Origin of the sequence: Massilia sp. GER05, assembly GCF_052056005.1 — a bacterium.
GTDB classification, from domain to species: Bacteria; Pseudomonadota; Gammaproteobacteria; order Burkholderiales; family Burkholderiaceae_D; genus Telluria; species Telluria orientalis.
In genome coordinates this window covers 2,892,664-2,906,012 of the sequence record NZ_CP178858.1, presented here as the reverse complement: position 1 = coordinate 2,906,012, position 13,349 = coordinate 2,892,664, and the positions used below count along the sequence as shown (strand labels likewise).

Below are 13,349 nucleotides of genomic sequence, written 5' to 3'. Positions count from 1 at the left end.
GGCTCCTCATTTTTTTGGGAAGGTTGGATCCGGTAACTCACGCCATGCGGGTGGGACAGCGGGAAGCACGAATTGGTTGCAGTCATGCGCCCGCGGCATGGTTTTTTTCTGGTATTGGTAATGCGTGACGATGCGCCGGACCATCTTGTCGATGTCCGGCAGGAAATCGGGGTTCGACTTCAGGTCGGCCGTGGCCATCGTGAAGCGCGAGAAGTCGACGTAGAACGTGGATTCGCTGATCTGCGGCGGCAGGCCGACGGGATGCTGCGTCATGATCACGGGAATGATCAGCTGGCTGGGCAGCGTGTACCACGTGCTGCGCTCGGCTTCGATCAGGCGCATCGCGGCGTACTCGCGCCGGGTGTAGGGATGGGCTTCGTATTTGGGCGTGTAGATCAGCACCATGCACGCGCTTTCGCACAGCGCGCGGGCGATCTTCCGGTCGAGGTCGTCACCGCCGCCGAGTTGTTCGGTGTCGATGAACAGTTCGTCTTCGTTGTCGAAATACGGTTCGAGGTAACAGCGCAGTGCATCGGCCAGCGTGGCCTTGAAGCGCTGCATCAGTTCGTGCCGCCCATGGGCATAGCTGAAAAAGCAGCCATAACGTATCGCCATTGCTCCCCCTTGAAGTCTGCCACCGGCCGGGCCTGTGTGACTCTAAACAAGTCACCCATCCTGCATGTTGTGGGAACACAAGCGACAGCGGAGCCGCTGCGCGGCGTAGCGCGAGGCGAGCCCAAAGGTAGCGTAAAACGAAGCAGAGGGGTCAGAGCCCGGTGTTGCTTTTAAAAGGGCTCTGACCCCGGTTAGAGCCCGGTGTTGCTTTTAAAAGGGCTCCGACCCCGGTTCCCAGCCCGCAGCCGGGATTACTGAGGCTTGGCCTGTTTGAAAAATTCGATCACCTCCGCCTGCACCCGCGTGCGCCGAAACGGCGGCAAGCTCTGCCAGATCCGCCGCCCGTACGGCTTGCTGATCACGCGCGGATCGCACAGCATCAGCACGCCCCGATCCTCGACGTCGCGGATCAGGCGGCCGGCGCCCTGCTTCAGGTTGATGATGGCTTCCGGCAAGGTGTGGTGAACGAAGCCGTTCATGCCCTTCTTTTCCATCACTTCGATGCGCGCGGCCAGCACGGGGTCGTCGGGCGGCGCGAACGGCAGCTTGTCGATGATGACGAGCGACAGCGCCTCGCCGCGCACGTCGACGCCTTCCCAGAAACTCTGGCTGCCGACCAGCACGGCATTGCCCGCGTTGCGGAACGAGTCCAGCAATTCCGTGCGGCCCCGTTCGCCCTGCACGAACAGCGGGAAGTCGAGGCCGCGCGCGGCGAATTCCTCGCGCAGGCGCTCGGCCACGCGGTTGACGGCGCGGATCGTCGTGCACAGGAAGAAGCAGCGGCCGCCCGCCGCTTCGATCACGGGCAGCGCCATGTCGACGACCGCGTCCGTGTAGCCGAACGTGTTCGGTTCCGGCAGGCCGGTCGGCACGTACAGGATGCCCTGCTCCTGGTAGTTGAACGGGCTCGGCCAGCTCTGCGCGGGTTCGCCCGTCATGCCGAGCTGGGCAGTGAAATGCTTGAAGTCGTTCTTCACCGCGAGCGTGGCGGACGTGAAGATCCAGCTGCGCGGCGTGCCGGCGCGCTGGCCGGCGAAGATCGGCGCGATCGACAGCGGCGTCTTGTGCAATTGCAGCGACGAGGAAAACGCCTCGACCCACAGCACGGCATCGTCGCCCGCATGGTGCGCCCCGTCGACTTCCTTCCCCTTCTTCGGCTCGGATTTCCACGCCTTGTACTGTTCCAGCAGCTCGACGGCGCGCACGCGGCACTGCTCGATCGTCTCGGCGCGCTCGGCCTGGGCTTCCAGCACGTCGATCAGGCCTTCCAGTTCTTCCTTCAGCTTTTCCAGCGCCGGGAAGAATTCCGAGCTGGGCGGGATCTGCGGCAGAGACAAGCGCGTGCCGCCTTCCGGGAACGTCAGGCGCAGGTCGCGCGCGGCCTTCTCGACGACGGTCACGACCTTCGCCCAGTCCACGCCGCCGCGCGCGTGCGCGAGGCCTTCGGCCAGCACGTCGCGGCACAGTTCCAGCACCTGGCCCGTCGACACGGTCGTGCCGAAGAACAGCGTCGCCACTTCCGGCAACTGGTGCGCCTCGTCGAAGATGATCGTGTTGGCGGACGGCAGCAGTTCGGCCATGCCGCCTTCCTTCAGCGCCACGTCGGCGAAGAACAGGTGGTGGTTGACGACGACGACGTCGGCCTGCTGCGCTTCGCGGCGCGCCTTCATCACGAAGCAGTCCTGGTAGTACTGGCACTCCTGGCCCACGCAGTTTTCGCGCGTGGACGTCACGAGGTTCCACACGGACGCCGTTTCCGGGACCTTCGTCAACTCGGCCTTGTCGCCCGACTGGCTCATCTTTATGAAACGCGAGATCTCGCGCAGATGGCCGACATCGTCGCGCGACGTCAGGCGGCCGTTCGACAGCGTGCGTTCCAGATGGTAGTGGCAAAGGTAGTTCGAACGGCCCTTCAGCAGCGCCACCGAGACGGGCGCGCGCAATGCCGCGCGCACGGTCGGGATGTCGCGCGAAAACAGCTGGTCCTGCAGGTTCTTGGTGCCCGTCGAGATGATCGTCTTGCCGCCCCACAGCAGCGCGGGAACGAGGTAGGCGAACGTCTTGCCCGTGCCCGTGCCGGCCTCGGCGATCAGCGTGCCCTGCTCGCTGATCGCGTGCGCGATCGCCTTCGCCATCTCGGTCTGCGACTGGCGCGGCTTGAACGTGCCGACCGCGGGCGCGAGCGGGCCACCGGCGCCGAAAATGCGGTCGACTTCGGCGTCGTACTTGCCGACAGGTTCGGAAGGCGCCGGCGCGGCGTCGAGGTCGGCGTCGAGGTCGGACTCGGACAAGGGGAGGCGATCGGTCAAAATGAGACTGCTTAAAAAACGTGGGCTTATGCCGGAACGTCCGGCACCAACTGCATTTTCAGCAGTGTGATGTGGTCCTTCAACTGCAGCTTGCGTTTCTTCAGACGTCGCAACTGCAACTGGTCGGCGTGACCGTCGCGGGTCAGCATGTCGATGACAGCGTCGAGGTCGCGATGTTCCACGTCGAGTTCAACGATACGGCGGTGGATCTCCTGGACGTCGATCATGTTAGGCATTTCCGAACAGTTAAGCGTAAAGGGGTGGGAAGACGCATGCCCGCTGGCTCGGGGCGGCGCGCTATTCATTGTTACGGCTTGCAACTCCAGTGCAAACCGGTGCATAGTTTAAACTACACCGCCGTTGCCGCCAACAAAGTCCGGCATGGCGGTATCGGAAAGCCACGTTTATGACCTCATACAAGTTAGAAGCGGGAACCGCGCAGCATATCGGTAACCGCCCCCAGCAGAACGACCGGGTCGCGCTCATGACGGGCGCCCGCGCGCCCGGTTACGTCCTGGCCGTGCTGTCCGACGGCATTGCCGGCGCGGCCGGCGCGGAACAGGTCCTGCACACCGCCAAACACGTGTTCGACGAATTCAAGCCGGGCGACCGCCCGTCCGTCGAGCGCCTGCAGCAATTGTTGCGCGACATCGTGCAGGAAACCCATCTGGTCATCAACATGAATGCCGTCGCGACACAGGCCCCTGCGCACGCCAGCTTCGTCGGCCTCGTCCTGACGCCGCACGGCGAGGCCGTCTGGGCCCACGTGGGCGATTCGCGCCTGTATTACTTTCATGACGGCAAGTGCTTGGCGCGCACGAGCGACGCGGCCTATGTCGAGCACCTCGTGTCGAGCGACCGCCTGCCGCCGGACGCCGCGAAGAACCACCGCAAGTCCAAGCTGTTGCTGAATGTGATGGGCAATAGCCGCAAGGAGCCGTTCATCACGTTCGGCCAGCGCCTCGATCTCGCGGCGCACGATGTTTTCCTGCTGTGCTCGGACGGCCTGTGGCATTTCTTCACGGATGCCGAACTGGGTGCCGTGACCGCGAAGTCGAGCCCCCGTCAAGCGTCCGAGATGCTGATCAACAAGGCCGGCGAGCGCTCACAGGGCAAGGGCGGGAACTGCAGCATGGCCATCGTGAAGCTCGTCAAGGCGGCGTAGGGTGGGCGGCCTCCGCCCACGCGTAACGCCAACATGATGCGAACGTCGCCAACATGATGCGAGCGTCGCCGACATGATGCGAACGCCGCCAACATGATGCGAACGCCGCCAACATGATGCGAGCGTCACGCGTGGGCACGGGGTGCCCCCCCTACTTCGCGGCCTTCGCGGCCTTCGCAGCCTTCTCCGCCTTGCGCTGCGCAACCTTGCGCTGCCGTTCTTCCGACTGCGCTTTGCGTTCCTCGTAGTCGCGCACGTTCTGCGCGCGCTTGCCGGCGTTCGCCGCTTCCTGCTGCTTCTGCGCGCGCAGGCGCGCGTCGCGCTCGGCCATGCGCTCGGGCGCGACCGCCTTGCGCGGCGCCGGCGCCGGCGTCGGCTCCGCTGCGGGCTTCGGCGGTTCGGCCGCCATGCGCGCCTCCTGCTCCTTGAAGCGGCGTTCCGCTTCGGCCAGGTTGCGGTCGCGCTCCTCGACGACCGCCTGGCGCTTGAAGTGTTCGGCCTGCACCTCGATCGCGCGCTGGGCGGCGAGCGCGCTGCGGCGGCGTTCCTTCGCCTCGTCGAGGCAGTTATTCACGAAAAACTTGTCGTAGCAGACGCGTTCCCGTTCCGCGAAACGGGCCTCGATCGCGGCGCGCTCGCGCGCGACGGCGGCCAGTTGCTGGTCGGCCTGTGCGACGGACGTCACGGGCGGCGGCGGCACCTCGCGCGGCACCACGTCCTGGCTGGCGCACGCACCCAGCAGCGCGGCGGACAGCGCCACGGCGAGCGTGCGCATGCGGCTACGGGTGTCTGTGACGAAGTCTGCTTTCATTCGGTTCCTTTGATCGTTCAGGCCAGCGAGTCGGCCGCGCCGCGGCGCTCGGCGAGCATGTATTCACGCGACTGCATCTCAATGATACGCGACACCGTGCGATGGAACTCGTTCGACATCGCACCCTCGGTGTACAGCAGCTCCGGCTCGACCTCGGCCGACATGATCAGCTTGACCTTGTGATCGTAGAACACGTCGATCAGCCACGTGAAGCGGCGCGCCTCCGACGACATCGCGGCCGACATGCGCGGCACGCCCGACAGGATCACGGTGTGGAACTGGCTGGAGAGTTCCAGGTAGTCGTTCTGCGAACGCGGGCCGCCGCACAAGGTGGCGAAATCGAACCAGATCACGCCGCCGGCACGCCGCAGCGCACGCAGCTCGCGCTGTTCGATGTGCACGCGCGGATCCTCGTCGGCCGTGTCGGCGACTTTCGCATAGGCCTCGCGCAAGGCGTGGTCGGAGGCCGCGCCCAGCGGCGTGTAATAGGCCTGCACCTGTTCCAGCGCGCGGTGGCGGTAATCGATGCCGGCGTCGACGTTCATGACGTCCAGCTTGTCCTTGATCAGCGCGATCGTGGGCAGCATGCGGTCGCGGTGCAGGCCGTCCGGGTACAGCTTGTCCGGATCGTAGTTCGACGTCATCACGAACGACACGCCGTTGGCGAACAGCGCGGACAGCAGGTTGTACATGATCATCGCGTCGGCCACGTCGTTCACGTGGAATTCGTCGAAGCAGATCAGGCGGTATTTCTTCGAGATGCGCCTGGCGACCTCGATCAACGGGTCTTCCACGCCTTTCAGCTCGTCGAGCTGGCGGTGCACGGCGCGCATGAATTCGTGGAAGTGCAGGCGCGTCTTGCGCACGACCGGCACGACCGAGTAGAAGCTGTCCATGAGGAAGGACTTGCCGCGTCCGACGCCGCCCCACATGTAGACGCCCTGCGGGACGTCGGGACGGTTGATCAGGCGCTTGAACGCGGACGAGCGCTGCGACTTGTACGCGACCCAGTCGTCGTACGCCTCCTGCAGGCGGTCGACGGCGCGCTGCTGCGCGGGATCGGACTTGAATCCGCGCTCGGTCAGCGCGTGCTGGTAGTACTCTTGGACGTTCATGGATTCGTCTATAAAAACGTAGGGTGGGCACCCCGTTCCCACGCGTACGCCGGCATGACGCAAGCGTTCGCGTGGGCACGGGGGTGCCCACCCAACGAGGCGCATGGCCCCGGATGTTACTTAGAAGTTCAGCGAACGCTTGTCGACGGCGAGCGCGGCTTCCTTGGTCGCTTCGGACAGCGACGGGTGGGCGTGGCAGATGCGGGCGATGTCTTCCGACGACGCGCGGAATTCCATCGCGACGACGGCTTCCGAGATCAGCTCCGACGCGACCGGGCCCACGATGTGGACGCCCAGGATTTCGTCGGTCGTCGCGTCGGCCAGGAATTTCACCATGCCCGACGTGTCGCCCAGCGCGCGTGCACGGCCGTTGGCCATGAACGGGAACGTGCCGGCCTTGTACGCGACGCCTTCCTTCTTGAGCTGCTGCTCGGTCTTGCCGACCCACGCGATTTCCGGCGACGTGTAGATGACCCACGGGATCGTGTTGAAGTTGACGTGGCCGTGCTGGCCGGCGATACGCTCGGCAACGGCAACACCCTCTTCTTCCGCCTTGTGCGCCAGCATCGGGCCGCGCACGACGTCGCCCACGGCCCAGATGCCCGGGACGTTGGTGCGGCATTCGTCGTCGACGGCCACGAAGCCGCGCTCGTCCAGCTGCACGCCGACGGTCTCGATGCCGAGGCCGTTGGTGTTCGGCACGCGGCCGATCGAGATGATCAGGCGGTCGAACGTCTCGCTCTTCGCGGCGCCCGCTGCATCGGCGTAGTCCACGGTGACGCTGTTGTCGCCCTTGGTCACGCTGTTGATCTTCACGCCCAGCTGAATGTCCAGGCCCTGCTTGGTGAACAGCTTGTGCGCTTCCTTGGCGATCTGCTCGTCGACCGCGCCCAGGAACGTCGGCAGGCCTTCCAGCACGGTGACCTTGGCACCCAGGCGGCGCCACACGGAACCCATCTCCAGGCCGATCACGCCGGCGCCGATGACGCCCAGCCTGGCCGGGACGGCGTCGACGGTCAGCGCGCCGGTGTTCGACAGGATGACTTTCTCGTCGAACGCTGCGCCCGGCAGTTCGCGGGCGTTCGAACCGGTCGCGATGATCACGTTCTTCGCGGTGATCGAATCGGTGGTCGGGCCCGACACGTTGATGGTGTAGCCTTCGCCTGCCTTGCCGGCGAACGTGCCGCGGCCGTGGAAGAAGGTGACCTTGTTCTTCTTGAACAGGTAGACGATGCCGTCGTTGTTGGCCTTGACGACGCCTTCCTTACGCTTGAGCATCTGGCCCAGGTTCAGCGAGAGACCGGCGACGTCGATGCCGTGCTCGGCGAACGCGTGGCCGGCGTGCTCGAAGTGTTCCGACGATTGCAGCAGTGCCTTCGACGGGATGCAGCCGACGTTGGTGCAGGTGCCGCCCAGTGCCGGGCCGCCCTTGGCGTTCTGCCATTCGTCGATGCAGGCGGTCTTGAAGCCCAGCTGCGCTGCGCGGATCGCGGCCACGTAGCCGCCAGGACCGCCGCCGATCACGACGACGTCGAATTGTTTTTCAGTGCTCATCTAATCGCTTTCCTTTTTTTCCAACCAACGTCGCCCCCGCGAAGGCGGGGGCCCAAGTGCAAACGGAACGGAGACGTCCCGTGCGCGATGCTGCAAGCTCAAATTGGGTTCCCGCCTGCGCGGGAACGACGTTGATATGGGTTTCGTATTCGTTCTTCGCCCGAAGACTCACTCTTCCGGCACGAAAATCCACAACAACAGGTAAATCACGATCCCGAACCCGAACGTGATGGTGAACAGCGCGAACACGAGCCGCCATACCCACGCATCCACGCCCGACACGTTCGCCAGGCCGCCGCAGACACCGCCCAGCCAGCGGTCGGTGCGCGAGCGGCGCAAGGTGTTCAGCTCGGACGCGAACGAACCGTCGGCACTCGCGCTCTTGTTCAGGTTCACGGTCGACGAGGCGCCGGACAATACCTTCGCCTTCGCCTGTTCGAATTCGGCGTCGGTCAATGCGCCGGCCTGGTGCAGTTCGTGCAAACGCTTGATTTCATCGGAGATCATGATCATTCCCTTCCATCAGACACACGCACGGGCGCACCAGGCGGGCGCGCCCCCGTTCGTGAATTACAGGTCGAGCAGCAGGCGGGCCGGATCTTCCAGCGCGTCCTTCATCGCGACCAGGCCCAGGACGGCTTCGCGGCCGTCGATGATGCGGTGGTCGTACGACATCGCCAGGTAGTTCATCGGGCGGATGACGATCTGGCCATTCTCGACGACGGCGCGGTCCTTGGTGGCGTGCACGCCCAGGATCGCCGACTGCGGCGGGTTGATGATCGGGGTCGACAGCATCGAACCGAAGGTGCCGCCGTTCGAGATCGAGAACGTACCGCCGGTCAGGTCTTCCAGCGTCAGCTTGCCGTCCTTGGCTTTCTGGCCGAATTCGCCGATCTTCTTCTCGATCTCGGCGATCGACATCTGGTCGGCGTTGCGCAGGATCGGGACGACCAGGCCGCGCGGCGAACCGACGGCGATACCGATGTCGAAGTAGCCGTGGTAGATGATGTCGTTACCGTCGACCGACGCGTTCAGGATCGGGTACTTCTTCAGCGCGGCGACGGCGGCCTTGACGAAGAAGGACATGAAGCCCAGCTTGACGCCGTGCTCTTTCTCGAACTTGTCCTTGTACTTGGCGCGCATTTCCATGACCGGTGCCATGTTGACTTCGTTGAACGTCGTCAGGATGGCGTTGGTCGACTGCGACTGCAGCAGGCGCTCGGCGATACGGGCGCGCAGGCGGCTCATCGGCACGCGCTCTTCCGGACGGTCGCCCAGGTTCGCGACCGGGGTTGCGACTTGCGGCAGGGCTGCCTTCGGTGCTTGCTGCTGCAGCGGTGCCGGTGCGGCGACGGCCGGCGCAGGCGCTGCGCCCCTGCTGGCGACGGCGGCCAGGGCATCGCCCTTGGTCACGCGGCCGTCACGGCCGGTGCCGGTGGCGTCGGCGGCGGTCAGGTTGTTGTCGGCCAGGATCTTGGCGGCGGCCGGCATGGCGACGTCGCCTTTCGAGCCGGTGGCGGCAGCGGCGGCAGCCGGTGCGGCAGCGGCTTCGGCAGCGGCAGCCGGCGCAGTGGTCACCTGCAGCGGGCTCACGCCGGCCGAGGCTTCGGTGTCGATGATGGCGATGACTTCACCCGAGACGACGGTACCGCCGTCGTTCTTGATGATTTGCACGATCACGCCGGCAGCCGGTGCCGGCAGTTCCAGGACCACCTTGTCGGTCTCGATGTCGATCAGGTTCTCGTCGCGCGAAACGGCTTCGCCGACTTTCTTGTGCCACGACAGCAGGGTCGCTTCGGCGACCGATTCCGACAATTGGGGGACCTTGACTTCGATTTGTGCCATTTAGAAAACTCCGTTTTTGTATTCTGTGCAAAAAACCCCGCGCGGAGAGCGCGGGGTCGATGTGCGCTGCTTGTTTGGTCAGGAGCCGCACGCGCGAGCGTGCGGCGCCCCCCGTTCTCACTTGGTGAGGACGAACCCCTTCAACTTCGAGAACGCGGTGTCCAGCAGTTCCTTCTGCTGCGCCACGTGCTTGTCGGTGTAGCCGACAGCCGGCGACGCGGAAGCCGGACGGCCGGCGTATGCCAGGCGCTGGCCTGCTTCCATGCTTTCGAACACGTTGTGCTGGATCTGGAACCACGGGCCCTGGTTCTGCGGCTCGTCCTGCGTCCACACCACTTCGGTGGCGTTCGGGAACTTCTTCAGTTCGGCCTGGAACGCCTTGTGCGGGAACGGGTACAGCTGCTCGACGCGGAGGATGGCCGTGTCCGTCGTGCCGCGGGTCTTGCGTGCGTTGACCAGGTCGTAGTACACCTTGCCCGAGCAGACGATCACGCGCTTGACCTTGTTGGCGTCGATCTTGTCGTCCAGTTCGCCGATGACGGTCTGGAAGCCGCCCTTGGCCAGGTCGGTCAGCGGCGAGCCGGCGTCCTTGTTACGCAGCAGCGACTTCGGCGTGAAGATGACGAGCGGCTTGCGGAACTGGCGCACCATCTGGCGGCGCAGCAGGTGGAAGATCTGCGCGGCCGTGGTCGGCTGCACGACCTGCATGTTGTGGTCGGCGGACAGCTGCAAGAAGCGCTCGATACGGGCCGACGAGTGCTCCGGACCCTGGCCTTCGTAGCCGTGCGGCAGCATCATGACGAGACCCGACGCGCGGCCCCACTTGACTTCGCCCGACGCGATGAACTGGTCGATCACGACCTGCGCACCGTTCACGAAGTCGCCGAACTGGCCTTCCCAGATCGTCAGCGTGTTCGGCTCCGCGGTCGAATAGCCGTATTCGAAGCCCAGCACCGCTTCTTCCGACAGCACGGAGTCGATGACGGTGAAGTTGGCCTGGTTGTCCGACACGTTCGCCAGCGGCAGGTAGATGCCCTGGTCCCAGCGCTCGCGGTTCTGGTCGTGCAGCACGGCGTGACGGTGCACGAACGTGCCGCGGCCGGCGTCCTGGCCCGACAGGCGGACGGCGTAGCCCGAGGCCAGCAGCGACGCGTAGGCCAGGTGTTCGCCCATGCCCCAGTCGAGGTTCAGCTCGCCCTGGCCCATCTTGGCGCGGTCGGCCAGCACTTTCTCGACGAGCGAGTGCAGCTTGAAGTTTTCCGGCACGGTCGTGATGCGCTGGGCCAGGCGTTTCAGCTCGGTCAGCGGCACGGCGGTGTCGGCGGCGTCCGTCCACTTCTTGTTCAGGAACGGCGCCCAGTCGACGGCGTACTTGTTCTTGAAGTCGGTCAGGACCGGGTCGACGGTGTGCTTGCCGGCGTCCATCGCGGCGCGGTACGCGGCCACGAGCTGGTCACCGGCCTCTAGAGCGATGGTGCCCTGCGCAGCAAGCTTGTCCGCGTACAGCTTGCGGGTGCCCGGGTGCTTGGCGATCTTCTTGTACATCAGCGGCTGGGTGAGAGCCGGCGTGTCCTGCTCGTTGTGGCCCAGCTTGCGGTAGCAGATCACGTCGACGACGATGTCTTTATGGAACTCGGTGCGGTAGTCCATCGCCAGCTGCGAGGCCAGCACGACGGCTTCCGGATCGTCCGCGTTCACGTGCAGCACCGGCGCCTCGATCATCTTGACGACGTCGGTGCAGTACAGCGTCGAGCGCGCGTCGCGCGGGTCGGACGTGGTGAAGCCGATCTGGTTGTTGATGACGATGTGGACCGTGCCGCCCGTGCCGTAGCCGCGGGTCTGCGCCAGGTTCAGCGTTTCCATCACGACGCCCTGGCCCGCGAACGCGGCGTCGCCGTGCACGAGGATCGGCAGGACTTCCTTGCCGAGGCGGTCGCCGCGGCGCTCCATGCGTGCCTTGACGGAACCTTCCACGACCGGGTTGACGATTTCCAAGTGCGACGGGTTGAACGCCAGCGACAGGTGGACCGGGCCGCCCGGGGTCGAGATGTCGCTCGAGAAGCCCTGGTGGTATTTGACGTCGCCGGCCGGCAGGTCGTCGGCGTGCTTGCCTTCGAATTCCTCGAACAGGTCGGACGGGGCCTTGCCCAGCGTATTGACCAGCACGTTCAGGCGGCCGCGGTGGGCCATGCCGATGACGATTTCCTGCACGCCGTGCTCGCCGGCGCGGCGGATCACTTCGTCCATCGAGGCGATGAACGATTCGCCGCCTTCCAGCGAGAAGCGCTTGGCGCCGACGTACTTGGTGTGGAGGTAGCGCTCCAGGCCTTCGGCCGCGGTCAGGCGCTCGAGGATGTGTTTTTTCTTTTCAGCGGTGAAGGTCGGGGTCGAACGGATCGACTCGAGCTTCTCCTGCAGCCAGCGCTTCTCGGTCGGATCGCTGACGTACATGAATTCTGCGCCGATGGAACGGCAGTAGGTGTCGCGCAACATGTTCAGCAGGTCGCGCAGCGATGCGTCTTCCTGGCCGAAATAGGTGTTGCTGATGTTGAACTTGGTGTCCAGGTCGGCTTCGGTGAAGCCGTAGAAGGCCGGATCCAGTTCCGGGATCGGCGGACGTTCCTGGCGCTGCAGCGGGTCCAGGTTGGCCCAGCGCGAGCCGAGGTAGCGGTAAGCGGCGATCAACTGGGTCACGGCGACGCGCTTGCGGCCGAGTTCGGCGTCCGGCGACGCGGTCACGGTGCGGATCGGGCCCTGCTTGGCGCGTTCGGCGAACGAAGCGATCACGGACGAGTGATCCACGTCCGGCTTGGCGGAACCGTCGACGGCGGGCATGTGCTGCATCGCGTCGAAATAGGCGCGCCAGTTGTCCGGCACGGAGCCCGGATTGTTCAGGTACGCTTCGTACAACTCTTCCACGTACGGCGCATTACCGCCGAACAGGTACGAGTTGGCGTTATATTGTTGCATCATTCTTGCTCACCTTTCTTCGCGTTTCGCGATTTTAGGGCGGGTTAATCTAACCTTCCGCGACACGGCCTGACCGGTTAGCGGATCGCACTTACTTCATATCAAGTTGTGGGGGAAGGACTCTAAAGGCAAATCAATGCAACCGACCTGCCCATTGGCGCACGACATTGTAACGCAAGGATTCGGCCGCCGCTGACCCTGCAACGACATTTTATTCATTCCGATATTACTTTTTTTCACCTTGTCAACTAAATCATGAACCAGCGGTTGACCATCTAAATGATAATCGTTATCATTTGCGCATGCTCCCGACCGGCTCCACATCCCCCACCTCCACCGCGCTGCCCGCCGCGCGGCGTGCCACATTCCTGCGCCAGTTGCATCAATGGCACTGGATCAGTTCCGCCCTGTGCCTGATGGCCATGCTGCTGTTCGCCATCACGGGTTTTACCTTGAACCACGCGTCCCAGATCGAAGCGAAGCCGGCCGTCACGCGCCAGAAGGCCGCCCTGCCCCCGGCGCTGCGCACCCAGGTCGAGGAATTCGCCGCCGGCCATGCCGACGCCAACGTCCCCCTGCCCGCCCCGCTGGCGGACTGGGCCGAGCAGACGTTCCCCGTGCAGGTGCGCGGCGTGCGCGCCGAATGGAGCGAGGAAGACGCCTACGTCGCCCTGCCCCGCCCCGGCGGCGACGCCTGGCTGCGCATCGGCGCGGACGGCAATGCCGAATTCGAAAAAACCGATCGCGGCTGGATCTCCTGGCTGAACGACTTGCACAAGGGCCGCAACGCCGGTCCCGTGTGGGGCTGGTTCATCGACATCTTCGCCATCGCCTGCGTCGTGTTCTGCGTCACCGGTTTCCTGATCCTGAAATACCACGCGGCCAACCGGCCGTCGACGTGGCCCGTGATCGGCCTCGGCATCGTGCTGCCGATCGTGCTGGCCCTGCTGTTCGTTCATTAATCC

At 64.8% G+C, this 13,349-nt stretch carries 11 protein-coding genes; 2 read left to right on the top strand and 9 right to left on the bottom strand.

Translation table 11 applies throughout. The features are described 5' to 3' along the window. Nucleotides 1-6 precede the first annotated feature (6 nt). The 3 genes from ACL58G_RS12975 to ACL58G_RS12965 form a co-directional block, all read right to left on the bottom strand. Complete coding sequence (locus ACL58G_RS12975; RefSeq protein ID WP_440967233.1) at nucleotides 7-615, bottom strand: toll/interleukin-1 receptor domain-containing protein; 609 nt, start codon at nucleotides 613-615, stop codon at nucleotides 7-9. A gap of 251 nt (nucleotides 616-866) precedes the next feature. After that, nucleotides 867-2,906 (bottom strand): ATP-dependent DNA helicase, encoded by a 2,040-nt coding sequence (locus ACL58G_RS12970; RefSeq protein ID WP_440968028.1) that lies wholly within the window; start codon nucleotides 2,904-2,906, stop codon nucleotides 867-869. A 44-nt stretch (nucleotides 2,907-2,950) separates the two neighbouring features. Continuing rightward, the gene (locus tag ACL58G_RS12965; RefSeq protein WP_413384065.1) at nucleotides 2,951-3,151 is read right to left on the bottom strand and encodes a YdcH family protein; all 201 of its coding nucleotides are present in this window, start codon (nucleotides 3,149-3,151) and stop codon (nucleotides 2,951-2,953) included. 179 nt (nucleotides 3,152-3,330) lie between these two features. Here ACL58G_RS12965 and ACL58G_RS12960 point away from each other — a divergent pair, with 179 nt between their 5' ends. Then, a complete protein-coding gene (locus ACL58G_RS12960; RefSeq protein ID WP_440967231.1) occupies nucleotides 3,331-4,089 on the top strand; it encodes a PP2C family protein-serine/threonine phosphatase in 759 nt (252 codons plus the stop codon). 151 nt (nucleotides 4,090-4,240) lie between these two features. Here the strand turns inward: ACL58G_RS12960 and ACL58G_RS12955 are convergent, their stop codons facing one another. From ACL58G_RS12955 to ACL58G_RS12930, 6 genes are all read right to left on the bottom strand, one after another. After that, nucleotides 4,241-4,900: a hypothetical protein gene (locus tag ACL58G_RS12955; protein ID WP_413384061.1), complete on the bottom strand. Its 660-nt coding sequence runs from the start codon at nucleotides 4,898-4,900 to the stop codon at nucleotides 4,241-4,243. A gap of 17 nt (nucleotides 4,901-4,917) precedes the next feature. Beyond that, nucleotides 4,918-6,015, bottom strand: a complete 1,098-nt coding sequence (zapE, locus tag ACL58G_RS12950) for a cell division protein ZapE (RefSeq protein ID WP_413384059.1) — start codon at nucleotides 6,013-6,015, stop codon at nucleotides 4,918-4,920. A 120-nt stretch (nucleotides 6,016-6,135) separates the two neighbouring features. After that, nucleotides 6,136-7,569, bottom strand: coding sequence for a dihydrolipoyl dehydrogenase (lpdA, locus tag ACL58G_RS12945; RefSeq protein ID WP_413344283.1), 1,434 nt, complete (start codon nucleotides 7,567-7,569; stop codon nucleotides 6,136-6,138). A 168-nt stretch (nucleotides 7,570-7,737) separates the two neighbouring features. Then, a complete protein-coding gene (locus tag ACL58G_RS12940) occupies nucleotides 7,738-8,079 on the bottom strand; it encodes a PspC domain-containing protein (RefSeq protein WP_413385974.1) in 342 nt (113 codons plus the stop codon). A gap of 60 nt (nucleotides 8,080-8,139) precedes the next feature. Continuing rightward, nucleotides 8,140-9,414 (bottom strand): 2-oxoglutarate dehydrogenase complex dihydrolipoyllysine-residue succinyltransferase, encoded by a 1,275-nt coding sequence (gene odhB / locus ACL58G_RS12935; RefSeq protein WP_440967228.1) that lies wholly within the window; start codon nucleotides 9,412-9,414, stop codon nucleotides 8,140-8,142. A 117-nt stretch (nucleotides 9,415-9,531) separates the two neighbouring features. Next, nucleotides 9,532-12,387, bottom strand: coding sequence for a 2-oxoglutarate dehydrogenase E1 component (locus tag ACL58G_RS12930; protein WP_413384055.1), 2,856 nt, complete (start codon nucleotides 12,385-12,387; stop codon nucleotides 9,532-9,534). A 299-nt stretch (nucleotides 12,388-12,686) separates the two neighbouring features. On the opposite strand from ACL58G_RS12930, the gene ACL58G_RS12925 reads away from it, so the two are divergent. Next, entirely contained in the window at nucleotides 12,687-13,346 is a 660-nt protein-coding gene (locus ACL58G_RS12925) for a PepSY-associated TM helix domain-containing protein (protein WP_440967227.1), read from the top strand. Nucleotides 13,347-13,349: the final 3 nt, after the last annotated feature.

Bases quoted from the DNA above. Each gene is read 5' to 3' on its own strand.
- ACL58G_RS12975 (WP_440967233.1), bottom strand. From the start codon at position 615: ATGGCGATACGTTATGGCTGCTTTTTCAGCTATGCCCATGGGCGGCAC.
- ACL58G_RS12965 (WP_413384065.1), bottom strand. From the start codon at position 3,151: ATGATCGACGTCCAGGAGATCCACCGCCGTATCGTTGAACTCGACGTG.
- ACL58G_RS12960 (WP_440967231.1), top strand. From the start codon at position 3,331: ATGACCTCATACAAGTTAGAAGCGGGAACCGCGCAGCATATCGGTAAC.
- ACL58G_RS12955 (WP_413384061.1), bottom strand. From the start codon at position 4,900: ATGAAAGCAGACTTCGTCACAGACACCCGTAGCCGCATGCGCACGCTC.
- zapE (WP_413384059.1), bottom strand. From the start codon at position 6,015: ATGAACGTCCAAGAGTACTACCAGCACGCGCTGACCGAGCGCGGATTC.
- lpdA (WP_413344283.1), bottom strand. From the start codon at position 7,569: ATGAGCACTGAAAAACAATTCGACGTCGTCGTGATCGGCGGCGGTCCT.
- odhB (WP_440967228.1), bottom strand. From the start codon at position 9,414: ATGGCACAAATCGAAGTCAAGGTCCCCCAATTGTCGGAATCGGTCGCC.
- ACL58G_RS12930 (WP_413384055.1), bottom strand. From the start codon at position 12,387: ATGATGCAACAATATAACGCCAACTCGTACCTGTTCGGCGGTAATGCG.
- ACL58G_RS12925 (WP_440967227.1), top strand. From the start codon at position 12,687: ATGCTCCCGACCGGCTCCACATCCCCCACCTCCACCGCGCTGCCCGCC.